We start from the raw sequence: 23,078 nt of genomic DNA on the forward strand, positions 1-23,078 counted from the left end.
TTTGAAAAGTTGATAACTATAATAAGTTAACAAATAGACATGAACGAAAAAGTAACGATAAGGACATGAGATGATTTTTACGGTTTACAGAGAGGGAAGACAAGGCTGTGAGCTTCCTAACACGAAAAATGATCTTACCACCTTTGAACTTCAATAGTGAACGAGTAATCTAGTAATTATTGACGGTATCAGCCGTTATCTGAACTTGAGCAATCTAGAAGAAAGTAAGTCTAGGTTGGAACAAGGGTGGAACCACGAAAACACATTCGTCCCTTTCCTAGGGATGAGTGTGTTTTTTTTATAGTTTTTAAGATTGAAAATTTAAAATAATTAAAAAATAGTATTGATTTTGTTTTTTATGCGAGTATAATGAGTTAACAAATAAACATGAGCGAAAAAGTAACGATAAGGACATGAGAACATTTTTACGGTTTACAGAGAGGGAGGCCAAGGCTGTGAGCTTCCTAACACGAGAAATGATCTTACCACCTTTGAACTTCAATAGTGAACGAGCAATCTAGTAATTATTGACGGTATCAGCCGTTATCTGAACTTGAGCAATCCAGAAGAAAGTAAGTCTAGGTTGGAACAAGGGTGGAACCACGAAAACACATTCGTCCCTTTCCTAGGGATGAGTGTGTTTTTTTATTACTTTGAAAGGAGGTGCGGTAACATGAAACGATTAGTACGTACGGAAATAACCACCACCTGCATGATTAAAAAGCAGAGTAAGGTGATTCACAGGTGTAACAATTAAACTATTTAGGAGGAGATTAGAAGATGAATAACGTTATTAATGTTGGGGTATTAGGATTAGGTACTGTCGGAAGTGGTGTTGTCCATATTTTGAAAGAACATTATAAAAAAATCACTCTTGATACAGGATATGAAGTAAAGGTAAAGACAGTCGTTGTACGTGATTTGGAAAAGGAACGTGATGTTTGCATTGATGGAATCGTAGTAACAAGTAATGTCGATGAAGTTCTAAATGATTCAAATATTGATATTGTAGTAGAGGTAATGGGCGGAATTGAAGAAGCGAAAGAGCATATTGTGAAGGCTTTGCAAAGTAAGAAACATGTCGTAACAGCAAATAAAGATTTAATGGCTGTATATGGTGAGGAGCTTCTGCAACTGGCAAATAAAAATGAATGTGACCTATGTTACGAAGCGAGTGTAGCCGGTGGGATTCCAATATTAAGAGGATTATCAGACGGGCTAGCTTCAGATCAAATTGAAAAAATAATGGGAATCGTAAATGGAACAACAAATTATATGTTAACAAAGATGAGTCAAAATGGATGGTCGTATGAAGAGGCTTTACAAGAAGCGCAAAAATTAGGGTTTGCAGAATCAGATCCGACAGCGGATGTAGATGGACTAGACGCTGCGAGAAAGGTAGCAATTCTTGCAAACTTAGGTTTTTCGATGAATGTTTCTTTAGATGATGTTCAAGTTAGAGGTATTCGAAAGGTTGAAAAAGAAGATTTAGAGATGGCCGAAAAATTAGGATTTACAATGAAATTAATTGGTAAAGCTGAAAAACAAGGATCATCCATTCACTTAAGTGTAGAACCGACTTTATTACCACGTCATCATCCGCTATCGAATGTGAATAATGAATTTAATGCGGTGTATGTTCACGGTCAAGCAGTAGGAGAAGTGATGTTTTACGGACCTGGAGCTGGGAAGTTACCAACTGGTTCTGCTGTAGTAAGTGACATTATTTCAATCGTTAAAAATATGAATCAAGTTCCGAAAAATAAAAGTGTATTAAAAGAACCGGAGCCGTATGAATTACAAGGAGATGAAGAAGTAGTTTCAAAATACTTTTTGCGCATTTCATTACGAGATGAGCCTGGAATGTTTAAAAAAATAACAGAATGTTTCGTCGATTATTCTGTGAGTTTAAAAGAGGTAATTCAATTACCTTTGAATCGTGAGCTTGCAGAAGTCGTTGTTGTGACGCATCAAACTTCAAAATATCAATTCGAGCAAGTTTTAGGAGCGATAGAAGATGTCGCAAGTGAAATAAACAGTTACTACATTATTGAGGAGGAAAAACAATATGTATAAAGGACTATTAAAACAGTACGCTTCTTATTTACCGGTGAATGAAAACACACCTGATGTCAGCTTAATGGAAGGGAATACACCCCTGATTCCATTATTAAATATATCAAAACAATTAGGGATTCAGTTATACGGAAAATATGAAGGAGCGAATCCAACGGGTTCTTTTAAAGACCGTGGTATGGTAATGGCAGTTGCAAAGGCGAAAGAAGAAGGTTCAGAGGCTATCATTTGTGCATCTACAGGTAATACATCAGCATCAGCTGCCGCATACGCGGCACGCCTCGGAATGAAATGTATTATCGTAATACCAGAAGGAAAGATTGCGCATGGGAAATTAGCGCAAGCAGTTGCTTATGGAGCGGAGATCATTTCAATAGAAGGGAATTTCGATGATGCACTTAAGGCTGTAAGAAATATTGCTGCAGAAGAGCCGATTACATTAGTAAACTCAGTAAATCCTTACCGAATTGAAGGACAAAAAACAGCAGCATTTGAAATTTGCGACCAGTTGGAAAATGCACCAGATGTTCTAGCTATTCCGGTTGGGAACGCAGGGAACATAACAGCATACTGGAAAGGATTCTGTGAATATGAAAAAGAAAAGGGTTATAAAAAACCAAGAATTCACGGCTTTGAAGCCGAAGGAGCAGCTGCAATTGTAAAAGGGCATGTAATTGAAGAACCTGAAACGATTGCAACAGCGATTCGTATTGGTAACCCAGCGAGTTGGTCGTATGCAGTAGAGGCTGCCGAGCAGTCTCATGGTGAAATAGATATGGTGTCAGATGAAGAAATATTACATGCGTATAGATTGTTAGCAAAAACTGAAGGAGTTTTTGCAGAGCCAGGATCAAATGCTTCATTAGCGGGCGTCATTAAACATGTGCAATCTGGAAAAATCAAAAAGGGAGAAACGGTTGTTGCAGTTTTAACTGGAAACGGTTTGAAAGATCCTGATATCGCAATTTCTTCTAATAAATTTGATATTGCAAGTGTGTCAAATGATATAGATCAAATTAAAGATCATATTAAAGGGGTGATTATGTCGTGATACCATTGAGAGTACGTGTCCCTGCTAGTACAGCGAATGTCGGACCTGGATTTGATTCAGTAGGAATAGCATTGTCATTATATTTAGATGTGGTGGTAAAGGCGGAAGCAGATAAATGGCAAGTAATCCATTCCTTTGAAGATTCAATTCCAACAGACGATAAAAATTTAATTGTTAGCACGGCATGTAAAGTGTTTCCTTCTTTATCACCCTATATAATAGAAGTTACTAGTAATATTCCGCTGACAAGAGGTCTAGGAAGTAGTGCATCAGCAATTGTAGCAGGAATAGAGCTTGCGAATCAGCTTGGAAACTTGAACTTAACAATTGATCAGAAAGTTCAAATTGCTACAAATTTTGAAGGACATCCAGATAATGTTGCTGCTTCTATTTTAGGTGGAACTGTAATCGGAGCGCTGGATGGAAAGAATGTTTCGGTTGTAAGGATTGAAAGTAAGGAATTAGGCGTAATTTCTCTTATTCCAAATGAAGAGCTAAATACGGAGGAAAGTCGATCTGTATTACCAGAGATGTTTCCGTTTCATGAAGCGGTTAAGGCTAGTGCGATAAGTAACGTATTAGTAGCTGCATTATGTCAAAAGAAGTGGGAAGTTGTAGGTGAAATGATGGAACGAGATCATTTCCACGAGCCATATCGTTTAGAACTTGTACCGTTATTACCATCAATTCGTAAATGTGCAAAAGAATTCGGAGCATATGGCACAGCGCTTAGTGGTGCGGGACCATCCATTTTTATTTTAACTCCGTACGAGAAGCGTAAAGAAATAGCTGACCAATTAGCGAGAGTATTTGCAGCTATGAAAGTATGTGAGCTTGAAATTGATCATAAAGGGATTACTGTAAATAAGGAAGAACATATTGGATTATAAAGAAAGCTAGCATAGCTAGCTTTCTTTACGTTATGGAGAATCTATTTTAAAGGGGATTTTTCGGAATGAACATTAAATTTAGAGGTGATTATATGAGTTCAAAAGAGTCACCAGAAGAAAAAAGAGAACGCATGAGACAAAGTGAATTGAAAAATAATCCTACCGGTTCTTTGAATGATGGACTCAACAGGGTGGAATCAGGTAGCCCTGTTGATATGACAGGTGGTATGAATTGGAAAGGTACAGGGATATTAATTTTAGTGCTAGTTTTAGGATATATTATATATAGTTACTTTTTCAGTTAAGGAAAGCTTGATGGAATTTAGATTTGCTTGATCTAATTATTAGTGAGAATAAAAAAACAAGGATTAAAGTTCCACTGTATTACATATTTTCTTTAAACAGATTATAGTAATACGTAAATTTTTTTTGCTCATAATAGAGCTAGCATAATGCTAGCTCTATTATTTTTTTGCCATATTCCTGTAACAAACCTCCTGTATATTCATTGGTGGAGGTGCAGAAGATGAAAAAAATGATAGCGATATGTCTTCTTACAACATTGTCACTTTCGACTTTAGTCGGGTGTGATGTAAAAGGTAATGATGCTTTACAAGAGTCTAAAATAAAGAAAGCGACGTATAAAGATTTTACTTACGATGTAAATCCTGAGACTTTTACGTTAACTGTAGAACATGATGGTGTAAAAGAACAGGCATCACAACCGTTACCAAAAATGAAGGTATCGAATTTGAAAAAAAACAAGGATCATACATCATGGGAATATCCGGATCAAAAAGTAAAAGTAAATTTAGAAAAGAAAAAAGACCACTTAAATATTGAAGTGGAATCGACTGGTGCAGAAAGTTTTACATGGCCAAAAGTGCAAGCTGAAAATTATACACTTCCGTTATGGGAAGGTAAGCAAATTCCGAGTAATGATGAGAATTGGAAGAAGTTTTTAAAGGATGATGCATATTCATTTGCTGAATCATTTTCTATGAAGTTTTTTGCATTAAATGGTTCTAAATATTCGATCGTATATATTGCGAACAATATGTTTAATAATGAATTGAAATTTCATTCAGATCCGAAAATAGGGTTTGATTTTACACATGAATTCCCGAGTATAAATAAAAATAAAACATATGGATTTCAATTATATGTGACAAATAATGATGCAGTAAGTATCGCTAAACTGTATAAGGATAATATTGCTCGAAAAGGTGAATTTAAAACATTACAAGAAAAGGCAAGAAAAAATAAAGAAATCGAAAAACTTTACGGGGCAGCTCATTTTTACTTTTGGAATCAAAATGGTTTATCAGAAAGTAACGTGAATTGGCCGAAGCTAAGAGAGCAAATAAATAGCCCGGTGTTTAGTCATATAAAAGGGCTTATTCAAAAGAATAGTTCGGAGCCTGGAGAACTGAGTGTGTTTGAGCAAGTAAGTAAACAAGATTTCATTGATAAGTACCAAAAAAATGTTATTTTACGCTATACAAACGAAGTATTATCTATGAAGGAATTGTATAAAGAGGATATTTTCCCGAAAGTTAATCAGGAAGCTAGTGTGTTATTAAAGAAAGGTGTAGATCACTTATCGAAGACAGAGCTGTATAGCTTAAATAAACATTTATTAAAGTCAGTACTCGGTGATGCAGTTGAAGAAGTAAGTAAATGGGGTAAGGCAGATGGAACGGATATAATAAAGGAAATGAAAAAAGTAGGGATAGACAAAGCGTGGATTGGTCTACCGAACTGGGAACAAGGATTTATGCAGCCTAATTTCGTTACAGAAGCTAAGGAAATGGGATATTTAGTTGGTCCGTATGATTCTTACCATTCTATTCACGAAAAAGGTGATAAAAATTGGAACACAGCTTCCTTTAATGACCCATCGTTATATGAAGAAGCCACTGTAACGAAGAAAAATGGTGAGAAAGTGCAAGGGTTTTTAGGGAGAGGCCGAAAATTAAATCCGACATTATCACTTCCTAGTGTAAAAGAACGAATGAACGATATATTACAAAATGGCCCTAAATATAATTCATGGTTTATTGATTGTGACGCGACGGGCGAAATTTATGATGATTATTCAACAAAACATTTAACGACACAAGAACAAGATTTACAAGCAAGGTTGCAACGAATGGATTATATTGCGCAAGAAAAGGGTATGGTAGTTGGCTCAGAAGGCGGAAATGACTTTGCAAGTAGCACGATTGCATTTGCTCACGGCATTGAAACGCCTGTTATTAAATGGGACGATGAAGATATGAGGAAAAATAAAACAAGTCCGTATTATGTGGGCGGATATTGGTCACCGAATCAAAATGTTCCAGAAAAATATGCAAAACAAGTACCGTTAAAAGAAGAATATAAACAAGTATATTTAAATCCAGTATATTCGGTACCGTTATATAAATTAGTATACAATGATTCTGTAATTACAACGCACCACTGGGAATGGGGAAGTTTGAAAGTAAAAGATGAGGTAGGAAACCGAATGTTATATGAGTTATTGTATAATGTGCCTCCGTTGTACCATTTAGATGAAGTAGAGTGGAATAAGCATAAACAAGAAATTACGCAGCATCTGAAAGTTTGGAATGAAGTTCATGAAAAGGCAGTAAAAGAAGAAATGACGAACTTTGCATATTTGTCAGAAGATAAATTAGTCCAATCTGCTTCATATGGAAAAGATATTAAAATTATTGTGAATTTCTCTAATGATGATGTGGAAATAGAAAAAACGAAAATAAAAGCAAAATCAGCTTTAATTTATAATAATGGGAAGCAAATGATATACACACCAAATGAGAAATAATAAAGTGAAATTTTAATCAGTGGGGGATTTATCCCTCACTGATTATTAGTCATCACCAATCAAAATTTCACGGCCCAAACTTGACTCTTTTATTCCTGATAAATTATGAGGTGAAAGTCTTACTACCTGCAAATAACAGAATGATAAATCTGTAAATTTGAACGTTTTGAAGTGTTAAATTTTTGAAGTTGATAAATAGTGACTTGCCAAAAATAAGCACGAGAGTATAATGTGAAATGGAATACATATTGGATTCATGATGTAACCTTACAAAAATGTAAGGTGATTGAAAGGAAATTCAATATGAAGATTACTAGACATACATTATACTAGGAAAAGAGAAAGAGAGGAGAATGAACATGAGCTCTGAATTAGAACAAGATACGAGAAGCAGTAAAAAACGTTCTAAAAGAAAATCAATAAAATGGTTCATTTTAATTCCATTTTTCCTACTTGTTTTTGGAGGAGTAGGATATGGATCGTTTATATATAACAAAGCAAAAGCTGTTGTAAGTGATGCATATGCACAAATTGATAAGTCATCAAAAAGGGACAAAGAAGTGGAACCTTTAAAGGATAATATTTCGATTTTAATCATGGGTGTCGATGGAAGCGAAATGAGAAAAAGCCAATATGGTGAAGCGGTTCGAACAGATGCACTTTTATTAGCGACAATTAATAAAGATGATAAATCCGTTAAATTAGTAAGCATTCCTCGTGATTCACGTGTTTATATTCCATCTAGAAAGAAATTAGATAAAATTACACACGCACACGTATTTGGTGGTGTTGAAAGTACAAGAGATACAGTGGAAAGATTTTTAAATGTACCAGTTGATTATTATGTGAAGTTTAACTTTGAGTCATTTGTACAAATTGTAGATTCAATTGGTGGTATTGATATTGATGTACCTGTTACTTTCACAGAACAAGATAGTAAAGACCAAGCAGGTATGATCCATTTAGAAAAAGGTTACCAACATTTAAATGGTGAACAAGCCCTTGCACTTGCTAGAACGCGTAAAATTGACAGTGACGCAATGCGTGGTCAAAGGCAACAGCTTGTAATTGAAGCAATTGCGAAAAAAGCAATGTCTGTTCAATCAATTAGTAAAATGGGCTCTTTACTTGATGCAGTTGATAAAAATATGAAAACAAACTTAACGTTTGATGATATGCTTGCTATTACGAAAAATATGGCAGGATCAGATTTGCAAATGGAAAAGATGCAAATAGAAGGAACGGATAAGCGTATTGGTGGTATTTATTATTACATTCCAAACGAAAAAAATGTGAAAGATATTTCGACTAAGTTAAATGAGCATTTAGGTGTTACACCAAAACCAACTCGAAATGAATAAGTATAAAAAAAGGTTGGCCTCAGCCAATCTTTTTTTATGGAAATGGATTGCTTCATTTATTTTTAGTAGAAGGGCTACTAGTTTTTTCACGTTTACAGTCAAATCATTTTAATTTATATAAACAAAAGGTGCAATTGTACGATATACTAGAGGAAAGAATTTGGTAATTAACTCCTAAAATAGAGAAAATAAATTCATCTCATTGCAAGTTGAAAGCGAATTGAATTGATAGAAGATGAAGATCAAACAGGTTAAAACAAATCTTCTTGAAAGTTGTACATAGTGCAATCAAGAATTGGTATGAAAAGAATAAAGAGTTTGTTGAGGCAGGAACAACAATTTTGATAAAACTCCCATTATAATTCATATTTTAGATTGTTTATATAGTGTAATAAAATAAATAGATGTATAATTATATTGGGTGATTGATATATAAGATTAATAGGGAGAGGAATTCGATAGAATGGAAAAGGCTTTTAAAATTAAACGAGTTGCAGTTGTTTCAGTAGCGATTGCAATAGTAGCTATTGGGTATTTCATGTTTCAATCTATTACTTCACCAGCAAAAGCTGTTGCTAAGCAAGAAAATATAGTGCAGCTTGCAAGTGAACAATCGAAAGTTGAAATGAATAAAACGGCGCCAAGTCGTTTTAACGGAATGGAAAGAAAAGTTGCTTATCTTACATTTGATGATGGGCCAGGAAAATATACGGCTGAATTATTAAATATGTTAAAACAGCATGATGCGAAGGCGACATTCTTTTTAATCGGAGCGAATGTAAAAGCGTTTCCTGATTTAGTAAAACGTCAAAATGCAGAGGGTCATTATGTTGGAATGCATAGTATGACACACAATTTTGCGAAGTTATATAAAAATGGCGAATATGTTAATGAAATGAAAGAAGATCAAAGCTTAATCGCAAATATTATTGGAAAATCACCTCAATTAACACGTCCACCATACGGGTCGAAGCCTGGTTTAAATGAAGGCCTTCGAAACAAAGTAGTAGAGGGTGGTCTTAAAGTATGGGACTGGACAATTGATTCTTTAGACTGGAAATACAATAAAGTACCAGTCGATGCAGCGGCAGCACAAATCGCTCAAAATGTATTAGCTGGTGCAACAAATCCTCAAGAAGTCATTTTAATGCATGATATTCATCCGCAATCAGTCGCAGCTGTGCCAGCAATATTAAAGGGTCTAAAAGAAAAGGGTTATGAGCTTGAAGCATATCATGAAGAGAATCACTTCCCCGTGAACCTCTGGCATGATAACCGTATGTAATGGAGGAATTGAAGTTGAAATATGGAAAAGTAGCAGTAGTTGGAGCATTATCAGTAGGATTATTATCAGGTTGTTTCGGTGAAAAGCCAGAAGAAAATTTATTTACGGCTTTTGAAGCAGCATCTACACAGGAAAAATCTTTAGCAGATGACACAAAAAAATTAGAGAAGTTAGAAAAGCAAGGACAAGAACTTTATTCTCAAATTTTACAAGAAGGTAAAGAGCATAATGAAGCAGTTTCAAAGAAAATAGAGCAAGCTACTGCAAATGTAGACGAGCGTGAAAAAGTATTGAAAAACGAGAAGGAACAGTTAGAAAAAGCGCAGAAAGAAACGACATCCGTTCAAAATAATATTGAAAAACTCGAAGATAAGAAATTACAAAAACAAGCAAAAACAGTAGAAGAATCGTATAAAAATCGTTATGATGCCTTCCAAAAGATGAATGAGAATTACACGAAGGCGTTAGCGACTGAAAAAGAACTGTATGAAAAATTAAAAGTAAAAGAAACGAAGTTAAAAGAAATTGGTGAAAAAGTTAAAACTGTTAATGAGTTAAATGTGGAAGCGCAAAAGGCGAAAGAACAATTTAATAAACATACAAAAGAGTATAATGATAATAAGTTAGCATTTTATAAAGATGCACAAATTAAAATTAAAGAACAAAAATAAAGAAAGATCTTAATTATAATAAAAAGCCGGGGAAACATTGTCAAAAATGTTTTTTCGGTTTTTTACTTTAAATGAATAGAAAAGACTGGAATTGATATCATAAAAGAGTTATAGTGAAATATTCTAAGGGAAACATTAGGAAGTAAGGAGATCAATACAGTTGTATAAAACATACGCAAATGCAGATAAATATGTTACATTCTACCTATGAAACAATATAAATCAAAAGAATTCGCTGAAATAATCAATGTGTCTGTAAGAACTTTACAGAGAAGGATAACGAGGGTGTATTGACTGCTTACCGAAACCCTAAAGGAAGAAGATTTTATACAGATAAACAGTATAAAGACTATATGGGGATTCAAGAAGAAAATACCGGAGGATAAAGATTTATGAAAAGAGCATATCTAATAGAAATCCATCCGACAAAAGAACAAATACCTCGAATAAATCAGACTATTGGTGTGTGCAGATATGTTTACAACCTGTATATCTCTAAAAATAAAGAGTTGTATGAAGCCGAAGGAAAGTTTTTAAGTGGGTATGACTTTTCAAAATGGTTGAACAATGTCTATACAAAAGAATGTGACCAGTGGATAAAAGAAGTATCAAGTAAAGCTGTAAAACAAGCGATTATGAACGGGGATAAAGCTTTTAAGCGATTTTTTAAGGGTTTATCTAAATTTCCACGATATAAGAAAAAGAAGAAGCAAGATGTGAAGTGCTATTTTCCTAAAAACAACAAAACAGATTGGACAGTAGAAAGGCATAGAGTAAAAATCCCCACAATTGGTTGGGTAAGGTTAAAAGAATATGGGTATATTCCCAAAAATGCGATTGTAAAAAGTGGAACGATAGGTAAAAGAGCAGGAAGATATTTTGTATCCGTGCTTTGCGAATTGGAAGAAACAGAAACGAAGCCAACTTTCAACCAAACAGGTTTAGGTATTGATTTAGGGGTGAAGGATTTCGCTATACGTAGCGACGGTATCGTTCATGAAAACATCAACAAAACAATAAGAGTAAAAAAGATAGAAAAACGGTTAAGACGTGAGCAACGTTTTTTATCGCGTAAATTTGAAAATATAAAAAAGAGAGGTGAAAAATCTGTTACTAACAAAAGAGCGAATATAGATAAAAATATTCTTAGAGTGCAAAAACTACATGCCAGGTTAACAAATATTCGATTAGCGTATGTAAAGTCTATTGTAAATGATGTGGTGAAAACCAAGCCAACATTTATTACAGTAGAAGATTTGAATGTGAAAGGTATGATGAAGAACAAACATCTATCTAAAGCAGTTGCGAAGCAATGCTTTTATACATTTCAAACATGGTTATTGGCGAAATGTGAGGAATATGTAATTGAACTACGTCAAGTAGACAGGCTCTATCCCTCGTCGAAGTTATGCTCATGTTGTGGTCAAAAGAAAGTAGACTTAAAACTATCCGAACGAGTATATGAATGTGACTGTGGAAATGTAATAGGTAGAGATTTGAACGCGTCAATCAACCTTTTACAAGCAAAAAAATATACAATACTAACGTAAATAGATTGTATATATGTACGGTGGGCTACATCGGAATTTATGCCTGTGGAGTGTTACAGCAAACTGTAGTAGCGAGTTAGTGGCGAGACAGGACACGCAGAAGCAGGAATACTCTAAGAATGTACATTTGTCTATATTCTTAGTAGCAGAAGGAATTATGTCATATGAATTTTTATTCAAATTAGGTTTAGCACTCTTTTTAGGATTATTCATCGGAATAGATAGGCAGCTAAAGAATAAACCGCTTGGTGTGAAAACAAGTATGGTTATTTCCGTAGCGAGTTGTTTAATTACAATGGTTTCAATTGAATCAGTGAATGTTTATTCTGTACCGGGTCATACAAACATGGATCCAATGCGTCTCGCCGCTCAAATTGTTAGTGGGATTGGTTTTCTTGGAGCAGGGGTAATTTTACGAAGAAATAATGACGTTATTTCAGGATTAACGACAGCTTCTATGGTATGGGCCGCTTCAGCACTAGGTATTGCGATTGGTGCAGGGTTTTATATACAAGCGACGGTTGCTATGATTTTAATTATATTAGCGATTAACGTACTTCCGCAAATTGTGAAAATTGCAGGCCCTTATTCATTAAGACAAAAGGACTTATCCATAAAAATTACCGTAAACAAACATCGAGAGTTAGACGGGATTTTTAAGCAAATTAAAAATTTAAATATGCAAGTAAAACGAGTGAAAATTAAAGATATTGATAATGGGGCATCTCAGCAATTGGAAATGGTCATTTTAGCTCCAGAAGATTTATATACAACTGAATTATATAGTTCTTTAAAAGAAATCGATCATGTTGTTTCAGTAGAAGTTGAAAGTAGATAAAAAGAGTGATGAAAATTCACTCTTTTTTTAATGCATACAAAACATTTTGCTATAATTATTTTCTAAGGGGGATAAGTATGGTGGAGATACATATTAGAAGGGCAATAAAAGATGATATTTCGGCAATTGCAAAAGTGCATGTGGATAGTTGGAAAACAACGTATAAGGGGATATTCTCTAATGAAATTTTAGACAATATAACGTATGACCAACGAGAAAAGCTATGGGAAAGTATATTTCAAAATGAAGACGGGCATCAATTTAGGTTTGTAGCAGAAACGTTAAATGGTAAAATAATTGGATTTATCGATGGGGGAGTTGAAAGAACAGGTACATATAATTGTGATGGGGAATTATATGCAATATACATTTTACAAGAGTATCAAGGAATGAAGATAGGACAAAGATTATTTCAAGCTTTACTATTTGATTGTAAAAAAGATAATATGGAATCTCTTTTAGTTTGGGTAGTTTCTAATAATCCTTCTAAAAAGTTTTATGAAAAATATAATCCGGAAAAAATTGACACAAAACTTTTAGAAAGACTAAATGTAGAAGAAATAGCATATGCTTGGCGAGATATGGATTGTTTATACAAATCACTATTAATTTAGAATGCGATAATATTATTATGTAAACTTAATCTACAAGAATGAAAAAATACATCAATAATTATATTGGTGTATTTTTTTGTTGACGGATTAAATGTTTTGAAAAGGTAAAAAGTTTAGTTAGATAAAAAAATTCTGAAATATATCTTGAAATGATTATCATTATCAATTAAAATCATAGTTGATAATAAAATTCAACTGTCAGAAGTTTCACGAAAAAATGATAGTGTTCGTCTAAAAGAGGAGGAGCAGTATGCAGCATGCGAAACAAATCGCGGAACATGCAACAATACAAAGCTTTTTAAATTGTTATTTAAGAGAAACAGGAAGTGGAGAATGGATTACGGAGGATAAAAGGATAGAAAATATTTTCTGCCATTCATTTCAAAGAGACGCTATCCCCACTTATTTATGCTGTCGGTTATCGGCACAAAACGTTACTTTGTATGGGGAAGTTATATATAAATCGTCAACGGACCGTCATCTATTTGGAGAACAATTTTATTACCAAATTGGCGAAAATAAAAATGTTATTAAAGCAGATTATATTACGGTTATTATGTTTTTAATAAAGGAAATGTCTATTAACTATGGAGAAGGTACGAATCCTGATGAACTTATGCTTCGAGTTATCTGTAGTTGTCAAAATATTGAGAAGTTTATACAAGGAAGGGAGCAGGATACAGCTGAATTATATGGTTTCCATACGACTTTTATAGAGGCGGAGCAATCTTTATTATTTGGACATTTAACTCATCCTACACCAAAGAGTAGACAAGGTATATTGGATTGGAAAAGTTCAATGTATTCTCCTGAATTAAAAGGGGAGTGCCAACTTCACTATTTTAGGGCACATAAAAGTATAGTAAGTGAAAAGTCATTGTTACAAGATTCTACAACGGCGATGATAAAAAAGGAATTAAAGAACGATGAAAAGGTAGGTCAAGAATTTATTGAAGAGTACTGTCAAGAAGATGAATATTCATTAATTCCAATCCATCCGCTACAAGCAGAATGGCTATTACATCAATCTTATGTGCAAAATTGGATGAATCAAGGTGTACTTGAATATATCGGTCCAGTAGGTAAGTGTTATATGGCGACATCATCACTTAGAACGCTATATCATCCTCATTCGAAGTATATGTTCAAGTTTTCATTCCCTGTAAAGGTCACGAATTCAATGCGTATTAATAAATTGAAGGAACTTGAGAGTGGACTTGAAGGTAAGGAAATATTGAATACTAAAATTGGAGAGGTGCTAGAAAAGTTTCCAGGATTTGATTTTATATGTGATCCGGCCTTTATTACTTTAAAATACGGGGCACAAGAGTCTGGATTTGAAGTGATTATTCGAGAAAACACATTTTATAGTGAAAATGAAAATGATGCAACGCTTATCGCTGGATTAGTACAAGATGCAATTCCGGGTGAAAGAACTCGTTTAGCAAATATTATCCATCGCTTAGCGGATTTAGAAGGTAGAAGCTGTGAAGAAGTAAGTTTAGAGTGGTTTAGACGATATATGAATATCTCTTTAAAGCCGATGGTATGGATGTATTTACGTTATGGCGTTGCATTAGAAGCGCATCAACAAAATAGTGTTGTTCAATTGAAAGATGGTTATCCAGTTAAGTTTTACTTCCGTGATAATCAAGGTTTTTATTTCTGCAATTCAATGAAGTCAGTGCTAGATAATGAACTAGCGGGTATTGGCGAACGTACTGGGAATTTATATGACGATTACATTGTAGATGAAAGATTTCGTTACTATTTAATTTTTAATCATATGTTTGGACTAATTAACGGTTTTGGTACAGCAGGATTAATAAAGGAGGAAATTCTTCTTTCGGAATTAAGGTCTGTACTTGAAGCGTTCCTTCCATATAACCGCGAACCTTCTACATTTTTAAGTGAATTGTTGGAAGAAAATAAATTGGCATGTAAAGCAAATTTGCTAACGAGATTTTTCGATGTTGATGAACTGACAAATCCTTTAGAGCAAGCAATTTATGTACAAGTAGATAATCCACTCGTTAGAGAAGTGGCTGTTCGTTCATAAGTAGTGCTAAAATTTCACGTAATACAAATAATGGAATTTGATATTCCGTATTATAGCGGAGGGATTTATGAAAGAAGAAGTTTATCACATGAAAATATTGAAGGCACTCCAATCAAAAGAGTACATTTCAGTAAGAAGAAGAGTATTCCGGCAATTAGTAGAATCGTTAATTTATGAAGAAATCATTACGCCGATTCGTATACAAAAGGGAGAGCAAATACTTTTTATTATACAAGGTCTTGATGAAAAGGATCAAAATGTAATGTACCAATGCTATGGGCAAGAACGTATGACATTTGGGCGTATTTGTTTACATGACTCATTAATAATGAGAGTTCAAGATGAGGAAGAAGAAATACAATCAGTTTCACAATTTTTACAGGAGATTTTTCGGATTGTTCAAGTGGATCGAACGAAATTGGATTCTTTTATTCAAGAATTAGAACAAACAATCTTCAAAGATACGATTGCACAATATGAGAGAAGTTGTGAAGAAGACTATCTTGCGAAATCTTATGATGAGCTTGAAAGTCATTTAATAGATGGACACCCGTATCATCCTAGTTATAAAGCACGCATCGGGTTTCAATATCGTGATAATTTTCAATATGGATTTGAATTTATGCAATCAATGAAAATTATATGGATTGCAGTTCATGAGAAATATACGACTGTAGGATATGAAAGTGAAGAGAGTTATAACTGTACCTTTAAAGAAGAAATTGGTGAAAAGAAAATCGAAGAGTATATGGATCGTATTCGAACAATGGACTGTGATTCGAAGAAGTACATGTTTATACCTGTTCATCCTTGGCAGTGGGAGAACTTTATTATTCCGAATTATACTGACCATATACAGGATAAATATATTATTTATTTAGGGAAATCAGAAGATGATTATTGCGCGCAGCAGTCGATGCGGACATTAAGAAATGTTACGAATCGAGAGAAACCATATGTAAAGTTATCAATGAATTTACTCAATACTTCAACTATCCGTACATTAAAACCACATTCGGTTGTGAGTGCACCTGCTATATCGAATTGGTTAAAAGATATAGTAAATCATGACCCTTATTTAAGGGATGAATCGCGTTTAATTTTGTTAAATGAATTTTCGAGTGTTACGTACGATGCGAATAAAAAAGCTACGTATGGCTCATTAGGATGTATTTGGCGCGAAAGCGTTCACAAATATTTAGATAAGAAAGAAGAGGCAATCCCATTTAACGGTTTATATGCCAAGGGAAAAAATGGGACACCAACTATTGATTTGTGGTTAAAGAGATATGGAGTAGAAAGCTGGTTACAATTGCTTATTCAAAAAGCAATTATCCCAGTTGTACACCTCGTTGTAGAGCATGGAGTCGCATTAGAATCACATGGGCAAAACATGATTTTAGTTCATGAAGAGGGAATACCAGTCCGTATTGCACTAAAAGATTTTCATGAAGGACTGGAGTTTTATCGTCCATTTTTGAAAGAACTCGAAAAATGTCCTGACTTTACTAAAATGCATAAAACATATGCGAATGGTCAAATGAATGATTTCTTTGAAATGGACCGTATTGAATGTTTACAAGAAATGGTTTTAGATGCGCTTTTCCTATTCAATCTAGGTGAACTAGCTTTCGTGCTGGCAGATGAGTATCAGTTGAAAGAGGAACAATTTTGGATCATTCTTGTTGAAGAAATAGAAGATCATTTTGAAAGATTTTCGCATTTGAAAGAACGTTTTGAAGCATTACAATTATATGCACCTACATTTCATGCAGAGCAATTAACGAAGCGTCGTTTATATATGGATGTGGAATCGCTTGTTCATGAAGTTCCAAATCCATTGTATAGAGCAAAGCAACTTACAATACAAAAATCAGTTGTTACAGGGGGAAATCATGCTAATCGTTAATAAACAAGAATTTAGCAAATATGATTTTGAATTGAGATTACAAGGTTACGAGAGAGTGGAACAATTTCAAGAAGCAGAAGGAAATAGATTTGCACTTTGTCTGAAAGATCCATTCGATATTATTACGCTTGTGTTTTTCCTAAAAGAAAAAAGAGCATCTGTACTACTTATTCATGAAGATACGCCAAAGGATACAGCTATTGAAATGGCAAAGCGCGCAAAGTGTACTGCACTTTTATACGGAGAAAGTAACGACTTTACAAAATTAGAAGTTCCAAATCTATTACAAGAAGAATCGTCTTTATTGCAGTATAGTTCAGGTACAACAGGAGAGCCAAAACTGATTCGTAGAGCATGGACGGAAATTGAAACAGAAATTGCTGCTTACAATGAAGCTTTAAAATGTGAAGAAGACGAAGTGCCAATTGTAATGGCTCCAGTTTCACATTCATACGGATTAATTTGTGGCACGTTATCAGCAATTACGAGAGGTAGTAAGCCTATAATCATTACAAATAAAAACCCTAAATTCGCGTTAAATATAGTTCGTAATACCGAAAAACATATCATATACGCAGTACCACTTATGTTACATATTATGGGGAGTTTTCCACAAGGGACTTTTCAGTTTCATAAAATTATGACATCAGGATCACCTTTGCCAGAAACGCTATTTTATAAGTTAAAGGGCATGACGAAATACATGATGCAGCAGTACGGCTGTTCTGAAGCTGGTTGCATTAGTATATGTCATGCTATGGAAACACATTTGGATTTAGGAAAACCACTTCCTCATGTAAGTATTAACATAGGTTCAAATGAAGATGAACCTGAAGAAATCGTAGTGAAAATTGCTGAAAAGGAGATTTATACAAAAGATTTAGGTTATAGATCTGAGCAAGGCATTCATTTCATGGGGCGAATAGATGATGTTATTAATGTGTCCGGTCTAAAGGTATTTCCTATAGAAGTGGAAGAAACGATGCTTCGATTAGAAGGTATTCAGGAGGCGATTGTATACCGGGGCAAGCATCCTGTGATGGGAGAAATAGTAAAAGCGAAAGTAGTCTCTCGTATTGAACCAGTACAAATACGAGAATGGTGCATACAGCATTTACCGTCTTATAAAGTGCCACATGAAATTGAAAATGTAGCAGAGATTCCGAAAAATAAAACAGGGAAAGTAAGTCGGAAGTTATTAGAGATGGGAGAGATAACAACATGAGTCGTGAAATGTTAAAAGAAGCAGTTTTAAGTATTATGAGAGAAAAAATGGAACTGAAAAATGTAACGCATTTAGAAGAAACGATGCGTTTAAATCAAGATTTATATATAGATTCGGTAATGATGTTACAGCTTATAGTATACATAGAAATGGATTTAAAGCTATGCGTTCCAGAGGATGAGATAGACCCAAAGGCGTTTCTTACTGTAGGATCTTTGCTTGACTTTATGGAAGAGTTACAGCCGTTACACGAAATAAATGTGAATAACTAACCTTTTAGGAAAGTGGATGAGAGTATGACTTCAATTAAAGTTCACTGTTTAGTGAGTTGTTTTTGTGAAATTATAAAAAGGCGTAGCGATATAGATTTCCGTCCATTTTATTTCGGATTATGGGATGGAGATTTTGATATAACAGAAGGCGGGATTATTTCTTATCATTCCGAAAACATTAATCATGATAACTACTTACTTTGGTATGAAAAATTGTATGGCATTAAAGTGAACGAATGGTACGATCATTCAAAAGATAAAAGTAGCAATGTAGAAACATTTTTAGAATTAGTAGAAAATAAGCCAGAAAATCGTTACGTAATTGTAATGGTTGATATGTCTTTATTGCCTGAGAGAGAAAATAAGTTTCATCAAAAACCGTTTCCGCATTACTTAATGATATCGAAGACAGAGAAAGAAGATGAATGGTTCATGCTTGATCCTGATTTTCGCTGGGAAGGGAATATGGAAAGAGAAAAAGTGCTCCATTCTGTTAAAGACAACCCATTTGGTGGAGGCTATTTCATTGATATAGAAGGAATTCAGGAGCCAACACAAGAGATGGTAGAAAGTTATTTCATGGAAACATTCAAAAAAGATGATAATGAACTAACAATGGAATTAAAAAAATTAATAATAAAAATGGTAAATGAAGAGGATGGGTATTCACTTTCCGGGCTCGTAACGGCAGTAAAGCAAATACCCGTATTGGCAATACGTAAATATAGCTATGAACATGCCTTTGCATACTTCCGTGAAACTTTACAATATTCGGAGCAAGAATTTGATTATTGGTGTGATCGAGTGGAAGACATTGTACAAGGATTTACAAATGTACAGTACCGTGCTATTAAAATGGCAATGACAAATAATAAAGATATGTTATTACCAATTGTTGAGAAACTTGATGAAATGAATACAATTGAACTGCAAATTAAGGATGAACTAGAGAAACAGTTTCTGTTATGGAAAGAAATGATAACAAATCAGTCTTTCTTAACTAATACAAGTTCATTGAATTTAAGATAAGGGAGTTCAAACCAATGAAATATTCGCTATGTACAATTTCATTTCGCCATCAACTAATTTCATTTACTGATATTGTTCAATTTGCATACGAAAACGGTTTTGAAGGAATTGAGTTGTGGGGGACCCATGCACAAAATTTATATATGCAAGAGCGTGAAACGACAGAACGAGAAATAGATTATTTAAAGGATAAAAATTTAGAAGTTACGATGATAAGTGATTACTTGGACATATCATTATTAGCGGATTTTCAAAAAACGATGGAAAAATGTGAACAGCTGGTAACACTAGCTAATTGGTTTAATACAAATAAAATTCGTACGTTTGCCGGGCAAAAAGGTAGTGAGGATTTCTCGGAACAAGAGAGAAAAGAGTATGTGGAGCGAATTCGCATGATTTGTGATCTATTTGCTCCGCATAATATGTATATACTATTAGAAACACATCCAAATACGTTAACGGATACTTTGCCGTCTACTTTGAAATTGTTAGAAGAAGTAAATCATCCATATTTAAAAATAAACCTTGATTTTCTTCATATATGGGAGTCTGGTGCAGACCCTGTAGATAGTTTTCATCGATTAAAGCCGTGGATACAACATTACCATTTTAAGAATATATCATCAGCGGAGTATTTACACGTGTTTGAACCAAATAATGTATATGCCGCTGCTGGAAGTCGTATAGGAATGGTTCCATTATTTGAAGGTATTGTAAACTATGATGAAATCATCCGGGAAGTGAGAGATACTGATCATTTTGCTTCGCTTGAATGGTTTGGGCATAATGCGAAAGATATATTGAAAGAAGAAATGAAAGCATTAACGAATAGAAAATTAGAAGTAGTAAGTTCATAAGGTGAAATGATGAAAGAGTCTCGTTTAGGAGACTCTTTTTTTATTTTATCAATAACCAAAAATTACCATGTATTTAATTTCGGATTTGATACAGTTTAATATATATAAGGAGGTGATCGGTAATGGCTAGAAATCGTAACGCTAATCAATTAGCATCACATGGAGCACAAGCAGCTCTAGATCAAATGAAATATGAAATTGCACAAGAGTTTGGTGTACAGCTTGGAGCTGATACTTCTTCACGTGCAAACGGTTCTGTAGGCGGTGAAATTACAAAACGCCTTGTAGCAATGGCAGAACAACAGCTTGGTGGCGGATATACTCGCTAAATGTAGAAGGTTATAGGAGAAAGGAAGGATTCTTCCTTTCTTTTTTATTTTCAATTAATTGGTATGGATATATTGTGAACAGGATTCAAAGAATAGGAGTAATGCTATATTTTATCCAATTTCTTTTGTTGTAAATGGAAAGTAGTAAAGATGAAATAGCCCTGGTGGAATGTAAACATAATTTCCAGCAGGGCTATTATATGGTAAGAAATATATGATGAAAGGTTCCGAAATCAACATGTTAAAAAAAGAAAACTGTTGTTTAATTGCACTTGCATCAGTTCCACTTGTTATGACGCTAGGTAATTCAATGCTTATTCCAATCCTGCCAACCATTGAAAAGAAATTACATATTTCATCTTTCCAAGTATCCATGATAATTACAATTTATTCTATCATTGCAATTATACTTATACCGATTGCTGGTTATTTATCAGATAGATGGGGACGAAAGATGGTAATGGTTCCAAGTTTATTAATTGCAGCTATTGGAGGAGCGATAACGGGATGGGTATCATGGAAAGTTGATAACCCTTATGTTTGGATTCTTATCGGAAGAGCAATTCAAGGGATAGGTGCTGCTGGTGCTATGCCAGTTGTCATACCATGTGTCGGTGATTTATACAAAGATGAAAAACAGGTTAGTGCAGGTTTAGGAATCATTGAGACGTCAAATACATTTGGAAAAGTATTGAGTCCCATATTAGGATCAGCTCTTGCAGCTATTGTATGGTTCTTACCATTTTGGGCGATTCCAGTTTTATGTGTAATATCGATTGTTTTACTACTGGTACTAGTAAAGGCGAAGAAACAAGAAGAAGAAGTCCCACCACTTAAAGAATTTATTCAATCTATTATCTCTACGTTTCGAGAAAAGGGAAGATGGTTAATTGCCATTTTTATACTAGGTGCAATTATTATGCTTATTTTATTCGGAATACTTTTTTATCTGTCAACTATACTGGAGTCGAAGTACGATATTCATGGTATATGGAAAGGGTGTGTACTCGCTATTCCTTTACTTGTACTATCACTTAGCTCATATATGGCTGGTAAAAAAATTGGAGATAAACAAGATATTATGAAAAAGTGTATCTATATTGGATTTTTACTGGCTGCTGCATCTGTCTTCTTACCTTTATTTCTAAAAGGAATCTATTTGCTACTTCTTTGTCTCGTTATTATGGGGGGAGGAATTGGTATGGCGTTACCATGTCTAGATGCTCTTATTACACAAGGGATTGAAAAAGAGCAGAGGGGGACAGTTACGTCATTTTATAGTTCAATGCGATTTATCGGTGTAGCAGCTGGACCACCCCTGTATTCTTTTTTTATGAAAGGGGCAGACCATGAAGTGTTTTATTTAACAAGCATCTTCGCTGCTATTGGTGCTGTCATAGCAATTATTTGGATTAAACCAGCAAAAGATGAAATGATGTTAAAACAGAAACCGGAACCAACTTCATAATGCGAAAGAGAATTGCATGCCAATTACATAACATGCAATTCTCTTTAATTAGTTAGGAAAAACAACTTGTTTTAACATATAAAGTGCGACTCCCCATATGAGTAGCCCTGAAATTTTATTTAATACTATAATCGTTTTTCCTGTTGAGTCAAATCCTTTTAGAAATTTTCCAGCAAAAGCTAAACTAATAAACCAGATCCAAGAAACTATAATTGTTGCAAAAGTGAAAGCCCATTTCTCACTTCCTATGTACTGTATAGAGTTTGTTCCGATTACACCAATTGTGTCTAAAATTGCGTGTGGATTTAGTAATGAAACTGATGCGGCGAAAATAATTTGATTTTTTAAAGGCATGCTTTTTTCTTGTTTTACATCATTTGAAGAATCGCTTCTCCAAATAACCCAGCCCATATACATAAGAAAGAAAAATCCAATCATATACAAGGTGGTTGTTAACCAAGAGAAAGTTAAGAGGACAAGGGAGACACCTTGTACAGCAATTAATATTAATAATGTATCACATATAGATGCAGTCAAGACTACAGGAGCAGCTCGCCAAATATTTGGTTGACTAGCGCCTTGGTTAAAGACGAAAACATTTTGGACACCTAATGGAATGATAAGACCAAATGCAAGGATGATACCGTGAATAATTGCTTCACTCATCAGATTACCTCCTACTTAATTTGATTAATTATGATAGTCTATATTGTATAGAAGAAATGAAAATTTGTATCCATCCATATGGTTGGATAGGTTACCAA

20 protein-coding genes, 2 pseudogenes and 2 other annotated features are annotated in these 23,078 nt (G+C 34.2%); of the genes and pseudogenes, 21 read left to right on the forward strand and 1 reads right to left on the reverse strand.

Annotated elements, in window-relative coordinates:
* Positions 1–45 precede the first annotated feature (45 nt).
* Positions 46–277, forward strand: a binding site (T-box leader).
* 116 nt (positions 278–393) lie between these two features.
* Positions 394–625 (forward strand) — a binding site (T-box leader).
* A 155-nt stretch (positions 626–780) separates the two neighbouring features.
* The 21 genes and pseudogenes from MKX37_RS09580 to MKX37_RS09675 all read left to right on the forward strand — a co-directional run bounded on the left by MKX37_RS09580 (position 781) and on the right by MKX37_RS09675 (position 22,314).
* The gene (locus MKX37_RS09580) at positions 781–2,076 is read left to right on the forward strand and encodes a homoserine dehydrogenase (protein WP_078422298.1); all 1,296 of its coding nucleotides are present in this window, start codon (positions 781–783) and stop codon (positions 2,074–2,076) included.
* Complete coding sequence (thrC, locus tag MKX37_RS09585; RefSeq protein WP_002126930.1) at positions 2,069–3,127, forward strand: threonine synthase; 1,059 nt, start codon at positions 2,069–2,071, stop codon at positions 3,125–3,127. The genes MKX37_RS09580 and thrC overlap by 8 nt, the downstream gene beginning before the upstream one ends.
* Complete coding sequence (gene thrB, locus MKX37_RS09590) at positions 3,124–4,017, forward strand: homoserine kinase (protein ID WP_002126931.1); 894 nt, start codon at positions 3,124–3,126, stop codon at positions 4,015–4,017. The genes thrC and thrB overlap by 4 nt, the downstream gene beginning before the upstream one ends.
* Positions 4,018–4,109: 92 nt before the next feature.
* Positions 4,110–4,322, forward strand: coding sequence for a DUF6366 family protein (locus MKX37_RS09595; RefSeq protein WP_003188727.1), 213 nt, complete (start codon positions 4,110–4,112; stop codon positions 4,320–4,322).
* A gap of 221 nt (positions 4,323–4,543) precedes the next feature.
* Positions 4,544–6,847 (forward strand): glycoside hydrolase, encoded by a 2,304-nt coding sequence (locus tag MKX37_RS09600; protein WP_016126787.1) that lies wholly within the window; start codon positions 4,544–4,546, stop codon positions 6,845–6,847.
* A 359-nt stretch (positions 6,848–7,206) separates the two neighbouring features.
* The gene (locus tag MKX37_RS09605) at positions 7,207–8,208 is read left to right on the forward strand and encodes an LCP family protein (RefSeq protein WP_002126935.1); all 1,002 of its coding nucleotides are present in this window, start codon (positions 7,207–7,209) and stop codon (positions 8,206–8,208) included.
* A 62-nt stretch (positions 8,209–8,270) separates the two neighbouring features.
* Positions 8,271–8,537 (forward strand): annotated as a pseudogene (locus tag MKX37_RS27425) (sensor histidine kinase); the annotation flags it as partial.
* Between the two features lie 134 nt (positions 8,538–8,671).
* Entirely contained in the window at positions 8,672–9,493 is an 822-nt protein-coding gene (locus MKX37_RS09610) for a peptidoglycan-N-acetylglucosamine deacetylase (RefSeq protein WP_078422297.1), read from the forward strand.
* A gap of 14 nt (positions 9,494–9,507) precedes the next feature.
* Positions 9,508–10,164, forward strand: coding sequence for a YkyA family protein (locus tag MKX37_RS09615; protein ID WP_002086134.1), 657 nt, complete (start codon positions 9,508–9,510; stop codon positions 10,162–10,164).
* Between the two features lie 207 nt (positions 10,165–10,371).
* Positions 10,372–10,524 (forward strand): annotated as a pseudogene (locus MKX37_RS09620) (MerR family transcriptional regulator); the annotation flags it as partial.
* 32 nt (positions 10,525–10,556) lie between these two features.
* Positions 10,557–11,714, forward strand: coding sequence for an RNA-guided endonuclease InsQ/TnpB family protein (locus MKX37_RS09625; protein ID WP_078422296.1), 1,158 nt, complete (start codon positions 10,557–10,559; stop codon positions 11,712–11,714).
* 157 nt (positions 11,715–11,871) lie between these two features.
* A complete protein-coding gene (locus MKX37_RS09630; protein WP_002012374.1) occupies positions 11,872–12,552 on the forward strand; it encodes an MgtC/SapB family protein in 681 nt (226 codons plus the stop codon).
* A 77-nt stretch (positions 12,553–12,629) separates the two neighbouring features.
* Positions 12,630–13,166 (forward strand): GNAT family N-acetyltransferase, encoded by a 537-nt coding sequence (locus tag MKX37_RS09635; protein ID WP_078422295.1) that lies wholly within the window; start codon positions 12,630–12,632, stop codon positions 13,164–13,166.
* A gap of 250 nt (positions 13,167–13,416) precedes the next feature.
* Entirely contained in the window at positions 13,417–15,225 is a 1,809-nt protein-coding gene (locus tag MKX37_RS09640) for an IucA/IucC family protein (protein WP_002012377.1), read from the forward strand.
* 67 nt (positions 15,226–15,292) lie between these two features.
* The gene (locus MKX37_RS09645; protein WP_002012378.1) at positions 15,293–17,134 is read left to right on the forward strand and encodes an IucA/IucC family protein; all 1,842 of its coding nucleotides are present in this window, start codon (positions 15,293–15,295) and stop codon (positions 17,132–17,134) included.
* On the forward strand, positions 17,121–18,359 hold the full coding sequence (locus tag MKX37_RS09650; RefSeq protein ID WP_002126944.1) for an AMP-binding protein: 1,239 nt from the start codon (positions 17,121–17,123) through the stop codon (positions 18,357–18,359). The genes MKX37_RS09645 and MKX37_RS09650 overlap by 14 nt, the downstream gene beginning before the upstream one ends.
* Positions 18,356–18,631 (forward strand): petrobactin biosynthesis protein AsbD, encoded by a 276-nt coding sequence (asbD, locus tag MKX37_RS09655; protein WP_002064932.1) that lies wholly within the window; start codon positions 18,356–18,358, stop codon positions 18,629–18,631. Before MKX37_RS09650 ends, asbD begins: the two co-directional genes overlap by 4 nt.
* 24 nt (positions 18,632–18,655) lie before the next feature.
* Entirely contained in the window at positions 18,656–19,660 is a 1,005-nt protein-coding gene (locus tag MKX37_RS09660; RefSeq protein WP_002126945.1) for a DUF6005 family protein, read from the forward strand.
* Positions 19,661–19,674: 14 nt separating this feature from the next.
* Positions 19,675–20,517, forward strand: a complete 843-nt coding sequence (locus MKX37_RS09665) for a sugar phosphate isomerase/epimerase family protein (protein WP_002126948.1) — start codon at positions 19,675–19,677, stop codon at positions 20,515–20,517.
* 122 nt (positions 20,518–20,639) lie between these two features.
* A complete protein-coding gene (locus MKX37_RS09670; protein ID WP_000113539.1) occupies positions 20,640–20,846 on the forward strand; it encodes an alpha/beta-type small acid-soluble spore protein in 207 nt (68 codons plus the stop codon).
* Between the two features lie 217 nt (positions 20,847–21,063).
* Entirely contained in the window at positions 21,064–22,314 is a 1,251-nt protein-coding gene (locus MKX37_RS09675) for an MFS transporter (RefSeq protein ID WP_078422299.1), read from the forward strand.
* Positions 22,315–22,362: 48 nt separating this feature from the next.
* On the opposite strand, the gene MKX37_RS09680 is transcribed toward MKX37_RS09675, so the two are convergent.
* Positions 22,363–22,980, reverse strand: a complete 618-nt coding sequence (locus tag MKX37_RS09680) for a LysE/ArgO family amino acid transporter (protein WP_002126952.1) — start codon at positions 22,978–22,980, stop codon at positions 22,363–22,365.
* Positions 22,981–23,078 lie beyond the last annotated feature (98 nt).

This window comes from Bacillus sp. FSL R5-0709 (assembly GCF_038004785.1).
Taxonomy (GTDB): Bacteria; Bacillota; Bacilli; order Bacillales; family Bacillaceae_G; genus Bacillus_A; species Bacillus_A mycoides.

Bases quoted from the DNA above. Each gene is read 5' to 3' on its own strand.
- MKX37_RS09580 (WP_078422298.1), top strand. From the start codon at position 781: ATGAATAACGTTATTAATGTTGGGGTATTAGGATTAGGTACTGTCGGA.
- thrC (WP_002126930.1), top strand. From the start codon at position 2,069: ATGTATAAAGGACTATTAAAACAGTACGCTTCTTATTTACCGGTGAAT.
- MKX37_RS09595 (WP_003188727.1), top strand. From the start codon at position 4,110: ATGAGTTCAAAAGAGTCACCAGAAGAAAAAAGAGAACGCATGAGACAA.
- MKX37_RS09600 (WP_016126787.1), top strand. From the start codon at position 4,544: ATGAAAAAAATGATAGCGATATGTCTTCTTACAACATTGTCACTTTCG.
- MKX37_RS09605 (WP_002126935.1), top strand. From the start codon at position 7,207: ATGAGCTCTGAATTAGAACAAGATACGAGAAGCAGTAAAAAACGTTCT.
- MKX37_RS09610 (WP_078422297.1), top strand. From the start codon at position 8,672: ATGGAAAAGGCTTTTAAAATTAAACGAGTTGCAGTTGTTTCAGTAGCG.
- MKX37_RS09625 (WP_078422296.1), top strand. From the start codon at position 10,557: ATGAAAAGAGCATATCTAATAGAAATCCATCCGACAAAAGAACAAATA.
- MKX37_RS09630 (WP_002012374.1), top strand. From the start codon at position 11,872: ATGTCATATGAATTTTTATTCAAATTAGGTTTAGCACTCTTTTTAGGA.
- MKX37_RS09635 (WP_078422295.1), top strand. From the start codon at position 12,630: ATGGTGGAGATACATATTAGAAGGGCAATAAAAGATGATATTTCGGCA.
- MKX37_RS09640 (WP_002012377.1), top strand. From the start codon at position 13,417: ATGCAGCATGCGAAACAAATCGCGGAACATGCAACAATACAAAGCTTT.
- MKX37_RS09645 (WP_002012378.1), top strand. From the start codon at position 15,293: ATGAAAGAAGAAGTTTATCACATGAAAATATTGAAGGCACTCCAATCA.
- MKX37_RS09650 (WP_002126944.1), top strand. From the start codon at position 17,121: ATGCTAATCGTTAATAAACAAGAATTTAGCAAATATGATTTTGAATTG.
- asbD (WP_002064932.1), top strand. From the start codon at position 18,356: ATGAGTCGTGAAATGTTAAAAGAAGCAGTTTTAAGTATTATGAGAGAA.
- MKX37_RS09660 (WP_002126945.1), top strand. From the start codon at position 18,656: ATGACTTCAATTAAAGTTCACTGTTTAGTGAGTTGTTTTTGTGAAATT.
- MKX37_RS09665 (WP_002126948.1), top strand. From the start codon at position 19,675: ATGAAATATTCGCTATGTACAATTTCATTTCGCCATCAACTAATTTCA.
- MKX37_RS09670 (WP_000113539.1), top strand. From the start codon at position 20,640: ATGGCTAGAAATCGTAACGCTAATCAATTAGCATCACATGGAGCACAA.
- MKX37_RS09675 (WP_078422299.1), top strand. From the start codon at position 21,064: ATGAAAGGTTCCGAAATCAACATGTTAAAAAAAGAAAACTGTTGTTTA.
- MKX37_RS09680 (WP_002126952.1), bottom strand. From the start codon at position 22,980: ATGAGTGAAGCAATTATTCACGGTATCATCCTTGCATTTGGTCTTATC.